At 66.4% G+C, this 21,688-nt stretch carries 16 protein-coding genes; 4 read left to right on the forward strand and 12 right to left on the reverse strand.

Annotation, left to right across the window (positions count from 1 at the left end):
- Positions 1 to 3 precede the first annotated feature (3 nt).
- The 4 genes from obgE to N2K98_RS10555 all read right to left on the reverse strand — a co-directional run bounded on the left by obgE (position 4) and on the right by N2K98_RS10555 (position 6,019).
- Positions 4 to 1,587: a GTPase ObgE gene (obgE, locus tag N2K98_RS10540; RefSeq protein ID WP_255797466.1), complete on the reverse strand. Its 1,584-nt coding sequence runs from the start codon at positions 1,585 to 1,587 to the stop codon at positions 4 to 6.
- 108 nt (positions 1,588 to 1,695) lie between these two features.
- Positions 1,696 to 1,959: a 50S ribosomal protein L27 gene (gene rpmA / locus N2K98_RS10545; RefSeq protein WP_104053918.1), complete on the reverse strand. Its 264-nt coding sequence runs from the start codon at positions 1,957 to 1,959 to the stop codon at positions 1,696 to 1,698.
- 84 nt (positions 1,960 to 2,043) lie between these two features.
- Positions 2,044 to 2,355, reverse strand: coding sequence for a 50S ribosomal protein L21 (gene rplU, locus N2K98_RS10550; RefSeq protein ID WP_146361875.1), 312 nt, complete (start codon positions 2,353 to 2,355; stop codon positions 2,044 to 2,046).
- A 349-nt stretch (positions 2,356 to 2,704) separates the two neighbouring features.
- The gene (locus N2K98_RS10555) at positions 2,705 to 6,019 is read right to left on the reverse strand and encodes an Rne/Rng family ribonuclease (RefSeq protein WP_255865779.1); all 3,315 of its coding nucleotides are present in this window, start codon (positions 6,017 to 6,019) and stop codon (positions 2,705 to 2,707) included.
- Between the two features lie 441 nt (positions 6,020 to 6,460).
- Between N2K98_RS10555 and N2K98_RS10560 the strand changes: the two genes are divergently transcribed.
- A complete protein-coding gene (locus tag N2K98_RS10560) occupies positions 6,461 to 7,120 on the forward strand; it encodes a vitamin K epoxide reductase family protein (RefSeq protein WP_407079983.1) in 660 nt (219 codons plus the stop codon).
- A 34-nt stretch (positions 7,121 to 7,154) separates the two neighbouring features.
- On the opposite strand, the gene N2K98_RS10565 is transcribed toward N2K98_RS10560, so the two are convergent.
- On the reverse strand, positions 7,155 to 7,793 hold the full coding sequence (locus tag N2K98_RS10565) for a CG0192-related protein (RefSeq protein WP_255865780.1): 639 nt from the start codon (positions 7,791 to 7,793) through the stop codon (positions 7,155 to 7,157).
- Between the two features lie 125 nt (positions 7,794 to 7,918).
- Between N2K98_RS10565 and N2K98_RS10570 the strand changes: the two genes are divergently transcribed.
- Positions 7,919 to 9,019, forward strand: a complete 1,101-nt coding sequence (locus N2K98_RS10570; RefSeq protein WP_255797463.1) for an SDR family oxidoreductase — start codon at positions 7,919 to 7,921, stop codon at positions 9,017 to 9,019.
- A gap of 72 nt (positions 9,020 to 9,091) precedes the next feature.
- On the opposite strand, the gene ndk is transcribed toward N2K98_RS10570, so the two are convergent.
- From ndk to N2K98_RS10600, 6 genes are all read right to left on the reverse strand, one after another.
- Positions 9,092 to 9,508 carry a nucleoside-diphosphate kinase gene (gene ndk / locus N2K98_RS10575; protein ID WP_229951669.1) on the reverse strand — a complete coding sequence of 139 codons (417 nt, stop codon included), beginning with the start codon at positions 9,506 to 9,508 and terminating at the stop codon, positions 9,092 to 9,094.
- A 39-nt stretch (positions 9,509 to 9,547) separates the two neighbouring features.
- The gene (locus N2K98_RS10580; protein ID WP_229951668.1) at positions 9,548 to 10,024 is read right to left on the reverse strand and encodes a DUF4233 domain-containing protein; all 477 of its coding nucleotides are present in this window, start codon (positions 10,022 to 10,024) and stop codon (positions 9,548 to 9,550) included.
- A gap of 11 nt (positions 10,025 to 10,035) precedes the next feature.
- Positions 10,036 to 11,415: a bifunctional folylpolyglutamate synthase/dihydrofolate synthase gene (locus N2K98_RS10585; protein ID WP_227921060.1), complete on the reverse strand. Its 1,380-nt coding sequence runs from the start codon at positions 11,413 to 11,415 to the stop codon at positions 10,036 to 10,038.
- Positions 11,415 to 14,714, reverse strand: a complete 3,300-nt coding sequence (gene ileS / locus N2K98_RS10590; RefSeq protein ID WP_255865781.1) for an isoleucine--tRNA ligase — start codon at positions 14,712 to 14,714, stop codon at positions 11,415 to 11,417. Before ileS ends, N2K98_RS10585 begins: the two co-directional genes overlap by 1 nt.
- A gap of 328 nt (positions 14,715 to 15,042) precedes the next feature.
- Positions 15,043 to 15,801 (reverse strand): SDR family oxidoreductase, encoded by a 759-nt coding sequence (locus tag N2K98_RS10595; RefSeq protein WP_255865782.1) that lies wholly within the window; start codon positions 15,799 to 15,801, stop codon positions 15,043 to 15,045.
- A 252-nt stretch (positions 15,802 to 16,053) separates the two neighbouring features.
- The gene (locus N2K98_RS10600) at positions 16,054 to 16,896 is read right to left on the reverse strand and encodes an endonuclease domain-containing protein (RefSeq protein WP_255865783.1); all 843 of its coding nucleotides are present in this window, start codon (positions 16,894 to 16,896) and stop codon (positions 16,054 to 16,056) included.
- Between the two features lie 996 nt (positions 16,897 to 17,892).
- Here N2K98_RS10600 and N2K98_RS10605 point away from each other — a divergent pair.
- Together N2K98_RS10605 and valS are read left to right on the forward strand one after the other, a co-directional pair.
- Positions 17,893 to 18,186 (forward strand): hypothetical protein, encoded by a 294-nt coding sequence (locus N2K98_RS10605; protein WP_255865784.1) that lies wholly within the window; start codon positions 17,893 to 17,895, stop codon positions 18,184 to 18,186.
- 130 nt (positions 18,187 to 18,316) lie between these two features.
- Entirely contained in the window at positions 18,317 to 20,944 is a 2,628-nt protein-coding gene (valS, locus tag N2K98_RS10610; RefSeq protein ID WP_255865786.1) for a valine--tRNA ligase, read from the forward strand.
- 71 nt (positions 20,945 to 21,015) lie between these two features.
- Here the strand turns inward: valS and N2K98_RS10615 are convergent, their stop codons facing one another.
- The gene (locus N2K98_RS10615; protein ID WP_255865787.1) at positions 21,016 to 21,654 is read right to left on the reverse strand and encodes a mycothiol-dependent nitroreductase Rv2466c family protein; all 639 of its coding nucleotides are present in this window, start codon (positions 21,652 to 21,654) and stop codon (positions 21,016 to 21,018) included.
- Positions 21,655 to 21,688: the final 34 nt, after the last annotated feature.

Below are 21,688 nucleotides of genomic sequence, written 5' to 3' on the forward strand. Positions count from 1 at the left end.
GTGTTAGTCCTCTTCGTTACCCTCGACGTCCGCAGGGCGGGAGGAGTGCTTGTAGTTCACGGACTCGGTCCAGATGCCTGCCTTGCGCTCGGCTTCGAGCTCGTCGCGGGCCGCGGCGCGGGCTTCCTTGCGCTTCTGGTGGTCGCCGCGCTTTTCCTCGCGGGTCGGGCGGGAGAAGTCTTCGACGCGGATATCGCTGCCACGCGGGGAAGCGGCAAGCAGTTCCGCTCCGCCGATCATCGTGGGCTCCCAGTCGAAGACGACGCCGTCGCCCTCGCCGATGACCACGGCGTCACCGGGCTTGGCGCCTTCCTTGAACAGTTTCTCCTCCACGCCCAGCTTGGCCAGGCGGTCCGCCAGGTAGCCCACGGCTTCGTCATTGGTGAAGTCGGTCTGCTGGACCCAGCGAACCGGCTTCTCACCCAGGACGCGGAAGAGCGGCTCGAGGTTGCGCTCCTCGCGGCGGATCAGGAAGCCGCCCTTGTAGTTGACGCCGCGCGGCTTCAGGACCGGCGGCTGGATGCGCGGCGGAGCCTTCTCCACGGCATCCCGGGCGTCCTTGACGATGGCAGCCATGGCGAACCCGAGTTCACGCAGGCCTTCATGGCTGGACGCGGAAACCTCGAAAACGCGGTAGCCGCGCTTCTCCAGTTCCGGCCGGACGAACCCGGCCATGTCGCGGCCGTCAGGAACGTCCACCTTGTTCAGTGCGACAAGGCGGGGACGGCGGTTCAGCGGCACGACGTCGCCGTCGGTGCCCGCGTAGCTCATGTCCACTTCGTACTTCTCGAGCTCGCGCTCAATGACTTCCAGGTCCCCAATGGGGTCGCGGTCCGTTTCCAGTGCGGCACAATCCAGCACGTGCACCAGGGCGGCGCAGCGTTCCACGTGGCGCAGGAAGTTGTGGCCCAGGCCCTTGCCTTCCGAGGCACCTTCAATCAGGCCGGGAACATCGGCCACGGTAAAGCGCACGTCACCGGACTGGACAACGCCCAGGTTCGGGATCAGCGTGGTGAAGGGGTAGTCGGCGATCTTCGGCCGGGCGGCGGAGATGGCGGCAATCAGCGAGGACTTGCCGGCCGACGGGAAGCCGACCAGTGCAATATCGGCAATGGACTTGAGCTCCAGGACAATGTCGGCCTCTTCGCCGGGGACGCCCAACAGCGCGAATCCGGGAGCCTTGCGCTTCTGCGAGGAAAGCGAGGAGTTCCCGAGGCCGCCCTGGCCACCGGCGGCAGCGATGTATTCGGAGCCCTCCCCTACCAGGTCCGCCAGGACGTCGCCGGCCTTGTTCTTGACGACGGTGCCGTCCGGAACAGGGAGGATCAGCGTCTCGCCGGTCTTGCCCGCGCGCCAGTCGCCCATCCCGTTGCCGCCGTTGGTGGCATGCCGGTGCGGTGCGTGGTGGTAGTCGAGCAGGGTGGTCGTATTCGAGTCAACGCGCAGGATGACGTCGCCGCCGTCGCCGCCGTTGCCGCCGTCGGGCCCGCCCAGGGGCTTGAACTTTTCACGCTTGACGGACACGCAACCATGGCCGCCTGTACCGCCCGAAACATGCAGCACTACGCGGTCTACAAAGCTGGCCATGGTTCTCCTTCAAAGGAACTACTTGATCATGCCAATTCTACTTGGCTTAAAAAAACGACGGGGCGGACCATCAAGGCCCGCCCCGTCGGAAAAGCTAAATGCCGGTGATTACTCGGCGGCTGCAGCAGCCACGATGTTCACGACGCGGCGGCCACGACGGCTGCCGAATTCAACTGCGCCTGCTTCCAGGGCGAACAGGGTGTCGTCGCCTCCGCGGCCAACGCCCTCACCCGGGTGGAAGTGGGTGCCGCGCTGGCGAACGATGATTTCGCCTGCCTTGACAACCTGGCCGCCGAAACGCTTTACGCCGAGGTACTGGGCGTTGGAGTCGCGACCGTTGCGAGTGGAACTCGCACCTTTCTTATGTGCCATTTCTTTGCCTGCCTTTGCTAACTGATATTGAAACCCTCAGGCGGGATCACACCCGCGTTCCCGGCCCTGGGGCCGGCAGGAGAATCAGGAGTTGATGGACGTAACCTTGACCTTGGTCAGCGAGGAGCGGTAGCCCTGACGCTTCTTGTAGCCGGTCTTGTTCTTGAACTTCTGGATAACAATCTTCGGACCCCGGAAGTTCTCGACGATTTCTGCAGTCACGGTAACCTTGGCCAGGTCCTGTGCAGCAGAGGTGACCTTGTCGCCATCAACCAAAAGCAGGGCAGGCAGCTCAAAGGTGCTACCGGCTCCACCGGGGACGCGGTCCAGGGTTACGAGGTCTCCGACGGAAACCTTTTCTTGGCGGCCGCCAGCGCGGACAATCGCGTACACCACTTGGGAACTCACTTCTCTCGACGTTTAATACTTGGATGCGCATTTAGCCAGATCCAGATTGGACCCGCCTTGCGCCATGCAGTTCCGCCTGAACCGATAAACGGTTGGAAGGCGTTCGCACCGAAGTTCAAGGCTACGCTAATGGTCCTATAACCCGCAAATGCGCTATGCACATGCGGAGTCGACCCACGCGCCACCGAACCGGTGCCACTGCTCGATCTCTACTTTATCCCATGAAGCCGGTGTTCCGGGCATCGGTGCCCCGGTGGGTCCGCAGCACGGGCTTAAACGCCTGCGGGCGGCCGGCCCCATCAGGGACAGGCCGCCCGCAGGCGGTGGAACGGGGACGCTACAGCTCGGAGGCAGGTACGCCTACGCCCAGGATCACCGGAGCCGCTGCACCGGTCTTTTCCTCCCGGGCCACCGGCGGCTTGCCGGCAGCCGTGGCCGTATGCCGTGCCGGAGCGGAGGAAGCTGCTTCCCCTGCGGCCGGCGCCGTGACCTCGGCGGCTCCCTGCGGGCTGCTGGCTGCCCTGCGGCGGCGCACCGGACGGGCGGGTGCCTCCGGTGCCGATGCCTGCGGTGCAGCCTGCCGGGTGGACGTCGGCTCCTGCTGGGCAGCAGACGCCGTTTCGGCTCCCTGTGCCGGTTCCGCCGGCTGGGACACAGCCGAGGCAACCTCGTTGAAGGCTTCGGTCAGGCTTTCGAGCGTCAGGACGGGTTCTTCCTTCACCTGGCGGCGCCGCTGGCGGCGGGGAACCACTACGGTTTCGCCCTGGATATTCAGCACGGCGCCCGGCTCGGTGTCGGACTCGTCAGCGGTTGCTTCCTTCGGCGCCGGGGATCCCGCGTTGCCGTTGGCGACGGCGTCAACAACGTCGTGCGCGGCGGCGGTCGCAGCGGCAATGCTGGCCAAGGCTGCACGGGCGGCTTCGGCCTTCGCCTGCCGCTCGGCATCTTCCTGCACCGGCTCGTCGGGCTGCGGCTGCTCTTCAGCAGCCTGGACGTTCCCGTTCTGTCCGCGGCTGCGGTTGCGCTTCCGGTCCCCGCGGGACTGCTTTTCCTGCTTGAGGTGCTGCTGGTGGTTATCGTCCGCAACCGCGTGGCCGTTGCCGGCCGGCGTGTGGCTGGTGCTGCGGCGGTGCTCCACGGGTACGTCCTGCGTGATGACGCCGCGGCCTTCGCAGTGTTCACAGGTCTCGCCGAAGACTTCCAGCAGGCCGGTGCCCATGCGCTTGCGGGTCATCTGGACCAGACCCAGCGAGGTAACCTCGGCCACCTGGTGCTTGGTACGGTCCCGGCCCAGGCACTCCACGAGGCGGCGCAGCACCAGGTCGCGGTTGGCTTCAAGGACCATGTCGATGAAGTCGATGACGATGATGCCGCCGATGTCGCGCAGACGCAGCTGGCGGACCACTTCTTCGGCCGCTTCGAGGTTGTTCTTGGTGACGGTTTCTTCCAGGTTGCCGCCGCTGCCGGTGAACTTACCCGTGTTCACGTCCACCACTGTCATGGCTTCGGTGCGGTCGATCACCAGGGAACCACCCGAAGGCAGGAACACCTTGCGGTCCAGGGCCTTGGCGATCTGCTCGTCGATGCGGTGGGCCGAGAAGATGTCCTCGTCCTTGGTCCACTTCTCGAGGCGTCCCACCAGATCCGGCGCCACATACGTGACATAGGCCTCGATGGTGTCCCAGGCCTCTTCACCGGAGACCACGAGCTTGGAGAAGTCCTCGTTGAAGACGTCGCGGACCACCTTGATGGTCAGGTCCGGTTCGCCGTACAGCAGTTCGGGCGGCAGCGTCTTCGTGGACGTGGACTTGGCCTCAATGTTCTCCCACTGGGCGCGGAGGCGGTTGATGTCATTCATCAACTCTTCCTCGCTGGCACCTTCGGCGGCAGTGCGCACAATAACGCCCGCGTTTTCCGGCAGGTGGTCCTTGAGGATCTTCTTGAGCCGGTTGCGTTCGACGTCGGGCAGCTTGCGCGAGATGCCGGTCATCGAACCGCCCGGAACGTACACGAGGTAGCGGCCGGGCAGCGAGATCTGGCTGGTCAGGCGTGCACCCTTGTGGCCCACCGGGTCCTTGGTGACCTGCACCAGGACCGAGTCGCCGGACTTCAGCGCCAGTTCAATACGGCGCGGCTGGCCGTCCAGGCCGGCGGCATCCCAGTTGACCTCGCCGGCGTACAGCACGGCGTTGCGTCCGCGGCCGATGTCCACGAAGGCTGCCTCCATGCTGGGCAGCACATTCTGGACCTTGCCGACGTAGACGTTGCCGATCAGGGAGTCCTGCTGGGTGTTGGAGACAAAGTGCTCGGCAAGGACGCCGTCCTCCAGCACGCCGATCTGGATCCGCTCGTCACGCTGGCGGACAATCATCTGGCGGTCCACGGACTCACGGCGGGCCAGGAACTCAGCCTCGGTGATTACGTGGCGGCGGCGGCCCGACTCGCGGGACTCGCGGCGGCGCTGCTTCTTGGCTTCCAGCCGGGTTGAGCCCTTGACGCTGGTGACGCGGTCCGAGACCGGGGCCTCGGCGTGGGCGCGCGGTGCGCGTACCCGGGTGACGGTGTTGGGCGGATCATCGTCCGCTCCCCCGGTCAGTTCCAGGTCGGCATCCCCGCGGCGGCGCCGACGACGACGGCGGGAGGTTACGCCGTCGGACTCGCTGTCCTCGGGGCCGGTCGCTGCTTCTTCTGCACCGGCTTCCTGCCCGGTTCCAGCTTCCGAGCCCTGGCGGCTGCGGCCGCGGCGGGACCGGCGGCGGGAACGGCCGGAATCTTCGTTGCCCTCCTGCTCGTCCGTTTCTTCCGCTTCGGCGGGTTTGGCCACCGGCACGGAACGTACGGCGGTGAGGTCCGGGGCGTGGAACAGCACCGAGGTGGGCGACTCCGGCACAGAGAACGGATCCAGCGCGGAGGTGGGCCCGGCGGCTTCGGCCGTGGCCGGGGCCTCGGTCTTTGCGGTCGCTTCAGCCGCGGCGGGCAGCACCGGCTCGGCGGGGGTTTCGGCGGTTTCCGCAGCAGCAGACTGGGCCGACTCCGCCGAACGTGCCGGACCGGTCGGCGTGCTGGCCCGGCGCCGGGTACGGGTCTTCGGTGCCGGGGCGGCCGCTTCGGCAGCGGGTTCGGTGTTGGTGGACTCGGGACCGGCTGCCAGGGTTACTTCACCGGCAGCGGCGTTCTCGACGGCAGCAGCGCTCTCTGCGGCAACGGCATCAGCGGCAGGCTTCTTAGCCGGGCTGCGGCGCCGGCGGACTGTCTTCGCGGGAGCTGCTTCAGCGGAAGCGGCTTCGGGAGCCGCTTCAAGGGCTACCGAGTCTGCGGCGGCGGAAGCGGCTTCGGCGGCGGCTTCGGGGGTCTCCTCAGGCGGGGTAACTGCTTCGGCGGCCGGTGCTGCCTTCTTGCGGGGAGCGCGTGTGCGCTTGGGCTTCTCAGCGGCGGGCGCGGGCGTTTCCGGCTGGGTTTCTGCTGGAACCGTTTCGGCTTCCGGGGCGGCCGCTGCGGGCTGCCCTGCGGGGGACGCAGCCGGGACAGACTTGCGGCGGCTGCGGGTGGCCTTCTTTACGGGTGCCGGCTGCTCGTCCGGCTGCACGGGAAGATCCCCTGCCGCACCGGTTTCCACAGGCAGTTCATTGGTTCCATTATTCTGATTAGTCATGTAGGCCTATGCTCCGGCCCTGCGGCACTGGCCACATTCCAATGCCCCAAGGCAATGTGTCGGCTGTACGGTGGCATCGCAGCCTGCCCGCCAGCCGGAAGTCGTCTGGATGTCATTCGAGGTCGTGCCAGCTGTGGGGCGCGGTATCACTCGAAGACCAGCGGCGCTTTTCCTGCTACCCCTGCGGAACGGATAATTTTCGTTACGGCTGTTCTGGGTAGGTCTGGCCGGCGGATTCCCTGGTTCCCATCCGGATTGATGGGCCAACTACACGGGAAGCGTCACCGGCAGAACCGGAAGCCTGTCGCTGGACCGGCAACGGAATGTGGTTCCGCCGTCAGCCAAGCTTCATTATCGCATACGGCCGCCTTTTTGGCCCGCCCCTGCGCATAGACTCGACGCAGATAGTTACTTCCGACAGCTACTCCGTAAGGAGCTTCCGTGCCCTCCAGCGCAGCCCGTCCATCTTCCGGCGCCACCCCGGACGAAGCCGCCGATCCCCGGGACCAGCCAGCCGCTGCAGTCCGTCCGGAACGCCGGTCCTTTGCCTGGACACTGCTGGTCACCGCCGTAGTCGGATGGGTCGCCTCCGGCATCCTGGTGATTGAACGCCTCCACGTGTATGCGGACGCCGACTACATCACCAGCTGCGACATCAGCCCCTGGGTCTCCTGCGGAACGGTGTTCCAGACCTGGCAGGCGGCGATCTTCGGCTTCCCCAACCCGCTGATCGGCATCGTGGCCTTCGCCGTCGTCATCACCACTGCCATGGGGCTGCTGGCCGGTGCCCGCTTCGCCCGCTGGTACTGGATCGGACTGCAGATCGGCGTCACCCTCGGCATGGTGTTCGTGGTCTGGCTGTGGAGCCAGGCACTGTTCGACATATACGTGCTGTGCATCTACTGCATCGCGGTGTGGGCGGCCATGATTCCACTGTTCGTCTTCACGACCATCCGCAACCTGACGGCCGGCACCATCCCGGCGCCGGCCGGCTTGGTCCGCTTCCTGACGGACTGGGCGTGGCCGATCGTCGTTCTCCTCTGGGTCGCGACGGCGGCGTCCATCTTCTTCCGGTTCCTGAACTCCTTCCTGGGCAGCTAGCCCCTCCCCGGAGTTTCAGCGGCCCGGGTGGAAACTACCGCTCCAGCGGAAGTCCCCAGGCGAGCACCACCGGAATCTCCTGGCCCTCCCAGGTGGCCGTCAGCGAGGGATCCGGCGCCGTACGCCCGTCCACATCCAGCAGCCGCACCACGGAGAACTCCCAGCCGCCCTCGGTCAGGACGGAGGTTGCCCAGCCCTCCGGATCCGAGGCGGGCGCGTCGACCAGCCCGGCGCCGTCGGGCATCCCCGTGCTGGCCACCTGCATGGTTTCGGACATCAGCTCGCGTCCGCCGTCGTTGGCAAGGTACTGGGCCGCCTGCGGCTGCCGGGAAAGCAGTGCCGCTTCCAGTGCCCGCGCGTAGACCGGGTCGCCGAGGGCGTCGTAGACCCAGCGCCGACCGAGCACCGAGTGCTCCATTTCGTTGATCAGGAATTCCTCCGCACCGGCCAGCGGCGCGCCGCGGTAGGTCAGGGGCACCTGCACCAGCAGTGATCCGGCTTCCACGATATGGGTTTCGATTCCCACCTCGCCCTCGGGGTCATCGAACCGGAAGGAAGCCACCTTCCGAACAGTCACCGGATCCGTTGAGGGAAACCACCACGTGCCCGGCAACCAGCCGGAGATCAATTCCATTTTGCCCGGACGCAGCTCGGCGTCGTATATAAGTGCCATGGCCACAGCCTAGGCGAGTTCTCGGGAACCCGTGAGGAATTTCCCCCGCCGGTTCCCCGTTGGCCCAGAAGAAGGCGTACGGAAGATTGCCCCGCAGCGCCGCATTTCGATCCATGAGGAGAACCATGCTCAGAACCACGCCCGCCCGCTCCGAAACCCCGCGCACCGCACTCGTTGCCGGTGCCACCGGGATCGCCGGAGCGGCCCTGGTGGACCTGCTCTCGAACGAGGGCTGGACCGTCCTGGCCCTGTCGCGGAAGGCCGGAAACCCCGACCCGGCGCGTCCCGGCGTCGTCCCGGTTGCAGCGGACCTCGGCTCTCCCGAAAGCCTGGCCCAGGCGCTGAAAGGCGCCCGCCCCACACACGTCTTCTTTACGTCCTGGTCCCGGCAGGAGACGGAGGCCCAGAACATTGCCGTCAACTCGGCCATGGTCCGGAACCTGCTCACGGCTCTCGCCGACGCTCCCCTGGAGCATGTAGCCCTGATGACCGGGCTCAAGCACTACATGGGCCCGTTCGAGGCGTACGGCGAGGGTCCCATGCCGGATACCCCGTTCTCCGAAGACGAACCGCGCCTGCCGGTGGAGAACTTCTACTACGCGCAGGAAGACGAACTGATGGCAGCCGCCGAGCGGCAAGGCTTTGCCTGGTCGGTCCACCGCGCCCATACCGTGATTGGCTTCGCCGTCGGAAACGCCATGAACATGGGCCAGACCCTTGCCGTGCAGGCCACCCTGTGCCGGGAACTCGGGATGCCGTTCATTTTCCCGGGCTCCGAAACCCAGTGGAATTCGGTCACCGACATGACCGACGCCGGCCTGCTCGCCGAGCACATGCTCTGGGCTGCGACGGATGAACACACGGCCAATGAAGCCTTCAACGTGGTCAACGGCGACGTTTTCCGCTGGCGTTCCCTGTGGCCGCGGCTGGCCGCCGAGTTCGGGGTGGAGCCGGTCGGGTTTGAGTCCGAGCCGCGCCCGCTGGAGGAGCAAATGGCCGGCATGTCCGAAGCCTGGGCGAAGATCGCCGCCGAGCACGGCCTGGCCGAACCGGATCTCGGACGCCTGGCCTCCTGGTGGCACACCGATGCTGACCTCGGCCGGAAGGTGGAGGTGCTCACGGATATGAGCAAGAGCCGGGTCGCCGGCTTCACAGGCTACCGCCGCACGGAAGATGCGTTCAAGGCGCTCTTTGCGCGCCTGCGGGACGAAAAGCTGATTCCGTAACCTCCCGTTGCAGACAAAAGGGCCGGCACCATTACTGGTGCCGGCCCTTCGTATGTCCTTACGGTTCCGGTACTAGCTGAACCAGATGCCGATTTCGCGGGCAGCCGATTCGGGCGAATCGGATCCATGGACCAGGTTCTGCTGGACGGCAGAGCCCCAGTCCCGGCCGAAGTCGCCGCGGATGGTGCCCGGTGCCGCCGTGGTGGGATCGGTGGTGCCGGCCAGGGACCGGAAGCCTTCAATCACACGCTGTCCTTCGAGGACCACCGCAACAATCGGACCGCTGAGCATGAACTCAACCAGCGGCTCGTAGAACGGCTTGCCCTGGTGCTCGGCGTAGTGCTCTTCGAGGATGCTGCGGGTGGCTTCGGTCTTCTTCAGCTCGGCCACGGTGTAGCCCTTGGCTTCGATCCGGGCCAGGATGGCGCCGGTGAGCCGTCGCTCGACGCCGTCGGGCTTGATCAGGACAAGTGTGCGCTCGGTGCTCACGGTGTATCTCCTTGGAACGATCGGATATCGGATCTAAGCCTAGTCGGTGCCGGCGGCGGTTTCGGGGCCGGCTGCCGCGTTGCCTTCTTCGGGATGTGCTTTCTCCCATTCGGCCTGCATCCGGTCCCGTTCGCGGTTCTCCCGGTCCAGCCGCATTCCGGCTTTGAGCCCGTACCACCAGGTCAGGGCGAAGAGCACGCCAACGAGGAACATCATGGGTTCCAGGAAACCGCTGGCGATGAGCACCAACTGCAGGATCCACCCGATCAGCGGGCCTGCCGGCTTGGAGAGCAGCGCGCACGTTCCGATCATCGCCGCCGCCAGCAGCAGTCCGCCGGTGAGCAGCAGCGGCGGCGAGATGCTGTCCCGGTGCAGCCCGAAGACGGCCAGCGTCCCGAACAGCACCACGAATGCTTCCAGGGTCAGCACCGTCGAAGCGAACATTACCTTGACGGAGCGGCGCTTCTTGGGCATTCCCGGACGCCATTCGCGCTGCGCCTTGGTCAGTTTAGCCATAGCTGCGAAGCCTACTTTCCGAGGAGGGTGCGCGCTTCGGCGACCACGGTGATGGAACCGACCACGAGCACGCCGCCGGAGAGATCGTTGTTCTCCTCGGCCTTGGCTACGGCCCATTCGAGGGCATTGTCCAGGCCGGCCTCGACCTGGATGTCTTCGTCTGCGAACCCGGCGTCCACGGCGTCCTGGACCAGTTCCTCGGCCGGGATGGCCCGCGGCGAGGCGGACTGGGTCAGCACAACACCGCTGACCAGGTCGCCGAGCTGTTCGCGGAGTTCGCTGAGGATGCCGACGGCGTCCTTTTCCGCCAGGATGCCGACCACCAGGACGAGGGTGGTGAAGTTGAACGCCTCGCGCAGCGCCTCGGCGGTCGCCTTCGCGCCCGCAGGGTTGTGCGCGGCGTCGACAACGATGGTGGGCGCGGTCCGCACCACCTCAAGGCGGCCGGGCGAGGTGACGGTCAGGAACCCGGTACGCAGCAGTTCGACGTCGAGTTCCTTGGTCCCGCCGCCGATGAAGGCTTCCAGCGCGGCCACGGCCACTGCGGCGTTTTCGGCCTGGTGGGCTCCGTGCAGGGGAACCTGGAGGTCCTCGTAGCGGCCGGCGAGGCCGTTGATGGTGACCATCTGGCCGCCCACTGCCATCACCCGGGATTCGACGCCGAACTCGACACCTTCGAACCGGAACGGGACGCCTGCCTCGTGGGCCTTTTCGAGCAGCACCTGCGCGGCCTCCATGGGCTGCGCGGCGCTGATGAGGAACCCGTCCTCCTTGATGATGCCGGCCTTTTCCCGGGCAATATCGGCGACGTCGTCGCCCAGCAGTTCGGTGTGGTCCAGGGAAATGGGTGTGACTACGGAGACGGTGCCGTCGCCGACGTTGGTGGCATCGGTGATGCCGCCGAGTCCTACTTCGATAACGGCCACGTCCACCGGTTCGTCCGCGAAGACCGCGAACGCCAGGATGGTCACGGCTTCGAAGTACGTCAGCCGGGGCTCGCCCGCGGCCTCCAGCTCGGCGTCCACAATGTCCAGGTAGGGATGGATCTCGTCCCAGATCCGGACAAACGTTTCATCGCTGACGGGCTCGCCGTCAATGCTGATCCGCTCGGTGACGCTGGTCAGGTGCGGGCTGGTGTACCGCCCGGTGCGCAGCCCGTAGGCACGCAGCCCGGCTTCGATCATGCGTGCCGTGGACGTTTTGCCGTTGGTACCGGTGATGTGGATGATCGGGAAGGCCTTGTTCGGCTCCCCCAGTACTTCCATCGCCCGGAACAGCGGAGCCATGCGCGGCTCCATCTTGTTTTCCGGCGCGCGGCTGAGCAGTTCGGCATAAACGCTCTCCACCGAGAACCCGTCAATGGAACCGGACGGGCGGTCTGCTGAACTCATTAGATCTTCTCCACTGTGACGATGTACTTGTCGGCGTCGGTGTCGGCGCCGTCGGTGACCAGGTCCCCGGTGACCGCCAGGTCATCCGTGAGCGTTTCGGCCTTCACCAGGCCCACGTTGGCTTCCAGCGCGGCCGCTTCCTGCTCGCCCGTGCTGATGCGTGTGCGGATGCGGTCGCTGATGTGCAGGTCCGCGTCGCGGCGGGCCTGCTGGACGGCGCGGATGGCGTCGCGGGCAGTGCCCTCGGCGGCCAGTTCCGGGGTGACCTCTGTGTTGAGGACCAGGAAGCCGCCGCCGGGCAGCACGGCAACCGCCTTGGCGGATTCCCCTTCGCCGGATTCGACGACGGTCTCCAGCGTGTACTCCTGCGGTTCCAGGGCGAGGCCCCCGGCGGTGACCGTTCCGGCGTCGTCCACGGACCAGTCGCCGGACTTGGCAGCCTTGATGGCCGTCTGCACGTTCTTGCCCAGACGGGGGCCGGCGGCGCGGGCGTTGACCACGAGCTTCTGGCTGATGCCGAATTCGGCCGGGTCGGCGTCTGCGGCGTCCACCAGGCGGACGTTCTTCAGGTTCAGCTCATCCGCGATGATCGCGGCGAACTGGCCGGTCAGGGACTGCGCCTCCGGGGCGACGACGGTCATTTCGGACAGCGGCAGGCGGACGCGGAGGTTCGCGCCCTTGCGCAGGGAGGAACCGACGGAGGCAATCCGGCGGGTGGCTTCCATGCGTTCCACCAGGGCAGGGTCGCTCGGGAAGAGGTCAGCGTCCGGCCAGTCGGTCAGGTGCACGGAGCGCCCGCCGGTGAGGCCGCGCCAGATTTCCTCGCCGATGAGCGGCAGCAGCGGGGCTGCCACCCGGCACACGGTTTCCAGGCAGGTGTAGAGCACGTCGAAGGCCTGCGTGTCTTCTTCGAAGAAGCGCGTGCGGCTGCGGCGGATGTACCAGTTGGTCAGCGTGTCCATGTAGGCGCGCAGGATCTCGCAGGCGACCGACACATCGTAGGTGTCCAGTGCCGTGCCCATGTCCCGAACCAGGTCGCCGGTGGCGGCGAGCAGGTAGCGGTCCAGCGGTTCGGTGGAGTCGTAGCAGGCCTTGGCCTCGTAGCCGTTGCCGTTGTTCGCGGCGTTGGTGTAGAGGCTGAAGAAGTGCCACACGTTCCACAGCGGCAGGATGGCCTGGCGGACGCCGTCGCGGATGCCCTGCTCGGTGACGATCAGGTTGCCGCCGCGCAGGATCGGGGAGGCCATCAGGAACCAGCGCATAGCGTCGGAGCCGTCGCGGTCCAGGACCTCGGAGACATCCGGGTAGTTGCGCAGCGACTTGGACATCTTCTGCCCGTCGGAGCCGAGCACGATGCCGTGGCTGATGACGTTGCGGAAGGCAGGCCGGTCAAACAGCGCCGTAGCCAGCACGTGCAGGGTGTAGAACCAGCCGCGGGTCTGGCCGATGTACTCCACGATGAAGTCGCCCGGGTTGTGGCTTTCGAACCAGTCGGCGTTCTCGTGCGGATAGTGCACCTGGGCGTACGGCATGGACCCGGAGTCGAACCACACATCCAGCACGTCTTCCACGCGGCGCATGGTGGACTGACCGGTGGGATCGTCCGGGTTGGGCCGGGTCAGCTCGTCGATGAACGGGCGGTGCAGGTCCGGCTGGCCTTCCTTGTTCAGCGGCAGCCGGCCGAAGTCGGCTTCCATTTCCGCCAGCGAACCGTACACGTCGGTGCGCGGGTAGTTGGGATCGTCGGAAACCCAGACCGGGATGGGGCTGCCCCAGTAGCGGTTGCGGCTGATGGACCAGTCACGGGCGTTTTCCAGCCACTTGCCGAACTGGCCGTCCTTGACGTTCTCGGGGATCCAGTTGATCTGCTGGTTCAGCTCGACCATGCGGTCCTTGATCTTGGTGACCTCCACGAACCAGGAGGAGACCGCCTTGTAGATCAGCGGGTTCCGGCAGCGCCAGCAGTGCGGGTAGCTGTGCTCGTAGCTGGCCTGGCGCAGCAGCCGGCCGTCCGCCTTCAGGACGCGGGTGATCGGCTTGTTGGCGTCGAAGACCTGCAGTCCGGCAATGTCGGACAGTTCCCCGTTGGCGAACATGGGCAGGAACTTGCCGCCTTCGTCGACGGAGAGGATCACGGGGATGCCGAATTCCTCGCAGACCTTCTGGTCGTCTTCACCGTAGGCGGGTGCCTGGTGGACGACGCCGGTGCCGTCTGTGGTGGTGACGTAATCCGCGGTGACGATCTGCCAGGCGTTGGCAGTGCCCCACTTCTCCGTGTCGGTGTAGTAGTTCCACAGGGGTGCGTAGCGCAGCCCGGCGAGGTCCTTGCCGAGGTGGACAGCGGTGACGGCCGCGCGGGCGGCCTCGGCGTCGTCGTACCCCAGGTCCTTCGCGTAGGAGCCCACGAGGTCCTCGGCCAGGAGGAAACGTCCCTCGCCGGCCTGGGTGCCCTTCGGCCCGGCGGGCACGACGGCGTAGCGGACCTCGGGTCCGACGGCGAGGGCCATGTTGGTGGGCAGGGTCCAGGGGGTGGTGGTCCAGGCGATGGCCTGCACGCCTTCGAGCTCGGCGGAAAGCGCGTTGTCGCCGGCGGTGATTGGGAAGGTGACCGTGACCGTCTGGTCCTGGCGCATCTTGTAGACGTCGTCGTCCATGCGCAGCTCATGGTTGGACAGCGGCGTCTCGTCCTTCCAGCAGTACGGAAGCACGCGGAAACCGCTGTAGGTCAGGCCTTTTTCATGCAGGGTCTTGAACGCCCAGATGACCGATTCCATGTACTCGACGTTGAGCGTCTTGTAATCGTTCTCGAAGTCCACCCAGCGGGCCTGGCGGGTGACGTAGTCCTGCCATTCGCCGGCGTACTTCATGACCGAGGCGCGGCAGGCATCGTTAAACTTGTCGATGCCCATCTTCTCGATCTGGACCTTGTCGCTCATCCCGAGCTGCTTCATGGCCTCGAGCTCGGCGGGCAGGCCGTGGGTGTCCCACCCGAAGCGGCGTTCCACGCGGCGGCCGCGCTGGGTCTGGTAGCGGGCCACCAGGTCCTTCACGTAGCCGGTGAGCAGGTGGCCGTAGTGCGGCAGGCCGTTGGCGAAGGGCGGGCCGTCGTAGAAGACGAACTCGTTCTCGCCGTCGTTTCCGGCCGGCCGGGCGTCGATGGAAGCCTGGAAGGTGCCGTCCTGGTCCCAGTACTTCAGAACGCGTTCTTCGAGTTCCGGAAACCGGGGGGAGGAGGGAACGGCAGCAGAAGCTGCGTCGCCGGTGCTGGCTTTGGGGTATACAGAGGGCATATTCGTCATCCTGATAGCGGCAAGTGAATCTGGCTGTGGAACAGGATGCGAGGGCGGCCTCTACCGGCCCCGAAAGGCCGGCGGTAACCGCGGTACCACCTCGCTTGCCGCCGTGCGTTCCCGTTGGTGCTGGGTTCGCGCGGCTGCCGCTCATTGACTGCTGTGACGGGCTTACCCGTCCGGTTCTACTGGGCTGCCCCTGTTAAAGGGGTAACCGTTCTTCCGGAAGCTCACCGGTGATGGCCGGGTCAGTGCTGTTCCGGTCAAGTTTAGGCCACGCCCGCGCCGGTTGTCGAAGCACCGTCCCCGGCGGGGCGTTCCGGGACTACCTGCCGGCCTACAGTGCGGTGCGTATGACCTTGTGCTGGGCCGCCTGCGCCAGCGGGCGCAGGACCACCTGGTCCAGGTTGACGTGGTGCGGCACGTTCAAAGCGAACGCGATGACCTCGGCAACGTCTTCAGCCGTGAGCGGCTTTTCGACGCCGGCGTACACCTTGTCCGCAGCTTCCTTGTCCCCCACCCGGTTCAGGGAGAACTCCTCCGTTTTCACCATGCCGGGCGCAATCTCGATGACACGGACGTTGTGTTCGGCTTCCTCCAGGCGCAGGGTCCGGGCCAGCATCTCTTCCCCGGACTTCGCCGCACTGTAGCCGGCCCCGCCCTCGTAGGCGGTGAAGGCCGCCGTCGACGTCAGCAGCAGGACAGATCCCCGGCCGCTGTCCCGCAGTGCCGGCAGGAAGGCCTGCGTCATACGCAGCGCCCCCAGGACATTGACGTCGTACATGCGCTGCCAGTCGCTGATGCTTCCGCTGGCGACCGGGTCGAGCCCGAAGGCGCCGCCGGCGTTGTTGATCAGGGCGTCTACTCCCCCGCCGGCCAGGACGTGCCCGGCGAGCTGTGCCACCGAAGCGTCATCGGTGACGTCCGCGGCGATGGCTTCAGCGCCGGTTTCCGCTGCGAGCGCCTCCAGTTTCTCCCTGCGGCGGGCGACGGCGACGACGTCCCAGCCCGAGGCGCGCAGTGCCCGTACGGCGGCGGCTCCGATCCCTGAACTTGCTCCGGTGACAACGGCCCGCTTCGGTGTGATCTCAGTCATGGGACCACTCTAGCCAGCGTTTGGTTCCGCCCTGGTTTTTCGGCACGTTCCTTCGCTCTGTTACGACGGCGACTGCTGTTACGTCCACTCTTGTGGATGCTGCTCTGTTGCGGCTGGTGGTCCTTTACCGCTGTTGCATTACTTAGGGCTGCCGCTTTGTTGCGGTTGCTGGCCTGTTATTAGTGCTGTTGCCCTGTGACTGCTGTGGCTGCATCGCAGCTGCTCCGTTGCAGCACCTGCACTACTGCTTCCCTACTGCTGCTGCCGCCGTCGCACACGGAGGCCCCACATCTCCCGCGTCTTTTTCACCAGATCGACAAATTCCTCCGGCCGGTGCAGGACAAGTTCCGCAGTGATCCTCAGCGTGATCCACCCTCCCGCTGCCGACGCGTTCCAGCGTCGCCGGTCCGCACGGTAGTGCTCCCGGCTGCTGTGGAACGCGAACCCATCGATCTCGATGATCAGCCACCCGTCAACAAGCAGATCCACTCGTCCGATACCAGGCAGGGCCACCTCTGTCTCAACCCGCAGTCCGGCGTTCAATAAGTGGAACCGCGCGCAGACCTCCAGCGGCGATGCCGTGCTGCGCCGAATGGTCCCCAGCAGGGCCCGGACCTGCCAGTCCTGTTGCCCGGAGAATTCCTCCTGCAGGTCCTGCAGTCCTACGGCGCTGGTTACGACTGCGGATTCCGCCATCACCAGTGCGTCCAGCCGGGGAAGGCAGCGGAAGGCATCCCGGAGGATCTGCCGGGGCGGCGCTATCAGCCGGTGTGCCGACCGCTGTCCCCGGTGGACAACCGCGCCGGGTATTGACCGGGCCGCGTCGCACCGGACGTGTACGGTTTCGGGTGGGGTCAGCAACCACCAGCCCAGAATGTCTGCCGCCGAGATGCATGTCAGCGAGGCCTGGCTGCGTGCGGCATGGACCAACCGGGCGTCTGCCTGAGGCAGCGCAATCGTTCCGCGGGCCACGCGCCGGACGATCCCAGTGTGCAGAGCCTGGTCGATCGTCCGCCGCGGGAACCCGTTGGCGGTCAGCGTCGCATAGCTTGCTACTCCGTAACTCGTGAGCAGGAATGCCTCCAGTTGCTGCATCCTCCTCACAGTGGTGTGTCTCCCGCCGATTGTTGCTCATTCGGTCTGCGGGGTGGAGTGTATTAGGCCACCCGGTGCGGTTCGATCCTCTGTGGAGGGATACAAGGCTGCCTGCCCGCACAGGGTCCCACAATTTGGGGCTGCCGACATCTCCTGAGGTCCCACCAGCACCATCGGCACCACCCGGTGGGACGCTGTGCACGCGGGACACCCCAGCCGGGCACAGGGTCCCACGGTTCGGGACTCCTGTTCCTCCTGAGGCCCCACCGGCACCAGCAGCACCACCCGGTGGGACGCTGTGCACGCAGGAGCACGCGGTCCCACGGTTTGGGGCTCCTGGTTCCTCTTGAGGTCCCACCAGCACCAGCAGCACCACCCGATGGGACGCTGTGCACGCAGGAGCACGCGGTCCCACGGTTTGGGGCTCCTGGTTCCTCTTGCGGTCCCACCAGCACCAGCAGCACCACCCAGCGGGATGCTCTGCTCGCGGTGCACCCCAGCCGGGCACAGGGTCCCACGGTTTGGGGCTCAGGTTCCTCCTGAGGTCCCGCCAGCACCAGCAGCACCACCCAGCGGGATGCTCTGCTCGCGGTGCACCCCAGCCGGGCACAGGGTCCCACGGTTTGGGGCTCAGGTTCCTCCTGAGGTCCCGCCAGCACCACCAGCACCACCCAGTGGGACGCTGTGCACGCAGGAGCACGCGGTCCCACGATTTGGGGCTGGCGACATCTCCTGAGGTCCCACCAGCACCAGCAGCACCACCCAGCGGGACGCTGTGCTCGCGGGACACCCCAGCCGGGCACGCGGTCCCACGGTTTGAGGCTCATGGTTCCTCCTGAGGCCCCAACAGCACCAGCAGCACCACCCCGTGGGACGCTGTGCTCGCAGGGACCCCCAGCCGGCACGAGCTGCGGGCCAGGGCTGTAGGCTCTCCGTACGCCGGCTTCCCCCTAGCTGCTCCGACCGCCCGTCCACTGCCCCGAACAGGACCCAGCCATGCCCCTTGTCACCAGATTCCTCGCCGGAGTGCTCCTCGCCAATGCAGTCCCGCACGGGGTCAGTGCCGTGCAGGGAAGACGGTTTCCCACCCCGTTTGCCAACCCGCCAGGCGTCGGCCTCTCGGGACCCATGGCCAACGCCGTATGGAGCGCCCTAAACGCAGCCGGCGGCATCGCCCTGCTGGGCCGGACCCCGGCCGGTCCACGTGAACGCATCTCGTTGCTCACCGGAGCAGTCGCCATGACCTTCTTCCTGGCTCACTACTTCGGCAAATCACCGCAGGACAACTAGGTTCCGGCTCGGTGCCCGGGAAGCGCCGAGATTGTCCTGCCGCGCGGCAACTGCGGCCGGACACGGCAACACCCCAGGCTTAAACCCGACAGTGCCTCAGACCATAGGCCTGCATGGAAGAATGGAAACCATGGCTGAACATATCCCGGGCACAGACACGCCCGACAACGAACCCCAGACCGTTTCCGTCCCCGACAAGCCCGCCCTTGAGGGGCTCGAGTCCAAGCTGAGCGCCCGCTGGCGCGAGGAGGGAACGTACGCGTTCGAACCGGACACGGTCCGCGACGAGGTCTACTCCATCGACACTCCCCCGCCCACGGCCTCCGGCTCGCTGCATGTGGGACACATGTTCTCCTACACGCAGACCGACGTGATGGCCCGCTACAAGCGGATGACCGGCAAGAACGTCTTCTACCCGATGGGCTGGGACGACAACGGCCTGCCCACCGAGCGCCGCGTGCAGAACTACTACGGTGTGCGGTGCGATCCCACCAAGCCGTACGACGCCGACTACCGCCCGCCGGCGAAGGCCGCGAAGAACCAGCGTGATTTCGACGTCGTCTCCCGCCGCAACTTCATCGAGCTGTGCGAGGAACTGGCCGTGGAGGACGAGAAGGTCTTCGAGGACCTCTTCTCCACCCTCGGCCTGTCCGTGGACTGGAACCGGACCTACCGCACCATCGACGACCACTCACGTGCCGTCAGCCAGCGCGCCTTCCTGGACAACCTGCGGGCCGGCGACGCCTACATGGCCGAAGCCCCCACCCTCTGGGACGTCACCTTCCGCACCGCCGTGGCCCAGGCAGAGCTTGAGGACCGCGAGCAGCCCGGCGCCTACCACCGGGTGAGCTTCCACGCGCCCGACGGCGAGAATATCTACATTGAGACCACCCGCCCGGAACTGCTGCCGGCCTGTGTTGCCCTGGTCGCGCATCCCGACGACGAGCGGTACCAGCGCCTCTTCGGCACCACGGTGAAGTCGCCGCTGTTCGACGTCGAGGTGGAAGTGAAGGCGCACCCGCTGGCCAAGCCCGACAAGGGTTCCGGCATCGCCATGATCTGCACCTTCGGCGACCTGACCGACGTCACCTGGTGGCGCGAACTGAACCTGCCCACCCGCGCCGTGATCGGCCGCGACGGCCGGATCCTGGCGGATACACCGGAGTGGATTGCCACCGAGACGGCCAAGGAAAACTACGCGGCCATCGCCACGAAGACCGTCTTCAGCGCCAAGGAAACCGTGGTGGAGATGCTGCGTGAAAGCGGCGACCTCGACGGCGAACCGAAGAAGATCACCCACCCGGTCAACTTCTTCGAAAAGGGCGACAAGCCCCTCGAAGTGGTCACCAGCCGCCAGTGGTACATCCGCAACGGCGGCCGCGACGAGGAACGACGTGAACGCCTGATTGCCCGGGGCAAGGAAATCGACTTCCACCCGGCGTTTATGCGCTCCCGCTACGAGAACTGGATCGAGGGCCTCAACGGCGACTGGCTGGTCTCCCGCCAGCGCTTCTTCGGCGTGCCCGTTCCGGTCTGGTACCCTCTGGATGCCGCCGGCAACCCGGATTACGACCACCCGGTACTGCCCGATTCCGCGTCCCTCCCGGTGGACCCGGCCGCTGAACCGGCTCCGGGCTACGAAGAGTCTGCCCGCAACCAGCCCAACGGCTTCATCGGTGACGCCGATGTGCTCGACACCTGGGCCACCTCCTCGCTGACCCCGCAGATTGTGGGCGGCTGGAGCGTGGACGAGGACCTCTTCGCGAAGGTCTTCCCGTTCGATCTGCGGCCGCAGGGCCACGACATCATCCGGACCTGGCTGTTCTCCTCGGTGGTCCGCGCCGATGCCCTGAACGCCGCTGCGCCGTGGAAGCACGCCGCGATTTCGGGCTGGATCCTGGATCCGGACCGGAAGAAGATGTCCAAGTCCAAGGGCAACGTGGTGGTCCCCACCGACGTGCTGAACGAGTTCGGTTCCGACGCCGTGCGCTACTGGGCCGCCTCGGCGAAGCTCGGCGCGGATACGGCGTACGAAATTGCGCAGATGAAGATCGGCCGCCGCCTGGCCATCAAGCTGCTCAACGCTTCAAAGTTCGTCCTGAACCTGGGCGCAACGGAGAAGAACGTGGCCCTGGCTGACACTTCGGTGATCACCAACGCGCTGGACCTGGCGCTGCTGGCCCAGCTGACCGACGTCGTCAACGCCGCCACGAGCGCGTTTGAGCGCTACGACTACGCCAAGGCGCTGCAGCTGACCGAGTCCTTCTTCTGGTCCTTCACGGATGACTACGTGGAGCTGATCAAGGACCGTGCCTACGGAGCCGCCGGTGACGCGGAGCAGGCCTCGGTGCTCGCCACGCTGGCCACCACCCTGGATGCGCTGCTGCGCCTGTTCGCGCCGTTCCTGCCGTTCGCGACCGAAGAGGTCTGGGGCTGGTGGCGCGCCGGATCGGTCCACCGCGCGCCGTGGCCGAACGTGGACGGCCTCGCCGCCGCCGTGGAGGACGCCGACGCCGGCATTCTCGGTACGGTAGCCGCCGCCCTGGGCGGCATTCGCAAGGCGAAGTCCGAGGCCAAGGTGAAGCAGCGGACCGAGGTCCTCAAGGCCACGGTCACCGCGCCCGAGGGTGCCGTCGCCCGGCTCCGCGCCGGGCAGGCGGACCTGAGGGCCGCCGGCAACGTCCGCGAACTCAACCTGGCCGTCGGCGAGGGTGAGCTGACCGTTTCCGACGTCGAGCTGGCACCGCCGGCGGAGTAACCGCAGCAGGACAGCAGAACGCCCGGCCGGGGTTACCCGGCCGGGCGTTTTCGTCTATGGAAGCAAAATAATCAGTCGAACTGCGGGCTCTCGGTGCGGCTGCGCTTGAGTTCGAAGAACGCCGGGTTGGAGGCCAGCATTACGGCCCCGTCGAACATCGCTCCTGCTTCTTCGCCGCGCGGGATGCGCGTCAGGACCGGGCCGAAGAAGGCGGTGCCGTTGAAGGCCACGATGGGGGTTCCGACGTCGTCGCCCACCTTTGCGATGCCTTCCTTGTGGGAAGCGCGCAGCTGGGAGTCATACTCCTCCGTGTCGGCGTACTGCGCGAGCTCGGCAGGCAGGCCGACCTCGGCCAGCGCCTCACGGATCACCGCGGGGAAATCGGAGTTGCCACCGATGTGGATACGGGTTCCCATGGCGTCGTACAGCTTCTTGATGTACTCACTGCCGTGCAGTTCCTGCGCAGCGATGATCACGCGCACCGGGCCCCAGGCCGCGTCCATCCGCTTCCGGTAGTCCTCCGGGAGGTGGTCGCGCCCCTCGTTCAGCACGGACAGGCTCATGACGTGCCAGTTGGTGCGGACGTCGCGGACCTTTTCCACCTCGTCCATCCAGCGGGACGTGACCCAGGCGAACGGGCACATCGGGTCAAACCAGAAATCGGCGGTCGATGCGGAACTGGCAGGCGACACAGAACCATTAACGGTCATGGAAACTCCTTCGAAGCGGTCGATGGCGCATACA

Origin of the sequence: Arthrobacter jinronghuae (genome assembly GCF_025244825.1) — a bacterium.
Lineage (GTDB): Bacteria > Actinomycetota > Actinomycetes > Actinomycetales > Micrococcaceae > Arthrobacter_B > Arthrobacter_B jinronghuae.

Coding starts and splice junctions, on each gene's coding strand:
- obgE (WP_255797466.1), bottom strand. CDS start 1,587: ATGGCCAGCTTTGTAGACCGCGTAGTGCTGCATGTTTCGGGCGGTACA.
- rpmA (WP_104053918.1), bottom strand. CDS start 1,959: ATGGCACATAAGAAAGGTGCGAGTTCCACTCGCAACGGTCGCGACTCC.
- N2K98_RS10555 (WP_255865779.1), bottom strand. CDS start 6,019: ATGACTAATCAGAATAATGGAACCAATGAACTGCCTGTGGAAACCGGT.
- N2K98_RS10565 (WP_255865780.1), bottom strand. CDS start 7,793: ATGGCACTTATATACGACGCCGAGCTGCGTCCGGGCAAAATGGAATTG.
- N2K98_RS10570 (WP_255797463.1), top strand. CDS start 7,919: ATGCTCAGAACCACGCCCGCCCGCTCCGAAACCCCGCGCACCGCACTC.
- N2K98_RS10580 (WP_229951668.1), bottom strand. CDS start 10,024: ATGGCTAAACTGACCAAGGCGCAGCGCGAATGGCGTCCGGGAATGCCC.
- N2K98_RS10585 (WP_227921060.1), bottom strand. CDS start 11,415: ATGAGTTCAGCAGACCGCCCGTCCGGTTCCATTGACGGGTTCTCGGTG.
- ileS (WP_255865781.1), bottom strand. CDS start 14,714: ATGACGAATATGCCCTCTGTATACCCCAAAGCCAGCACCGGCGACGCA.
- N2K98_RS10595 (WP_255865782.1), bottom strand. CDS start 15,801: ATGACTGAGATCACACCGAAGCGGGCCGTTGTCACCGGAGCAAGTTCA.
- N2K98_RS10600 (WP_255865783.1), bottom strand. CDS start 16,896: ATGCAGCAACTGGAGGCATTCCTGCTCACGAGTTACGGAGTAGCAAGC.
- N2K98_RS10605 (WP_255865784.1), top strand. CDS start 17,893: ATGCCCCTTGTCACCAGATTCCTCGCCGGAGTGCTCCTCGCCAATGCA.
- valS (WP_255865786.1), top strand. CDS start 18,317: ATGGCTGAACATATCCCGGGCACAGACACGCCCGACAACGAACCCCAG.
- N2K98_RS10615 (WP_255865787.1), bottom strand. CDS start 21,654: ATGACCGTTAATGGTTCTGTGTCGCCTGCCAGTTCCGCATCGACCGCC.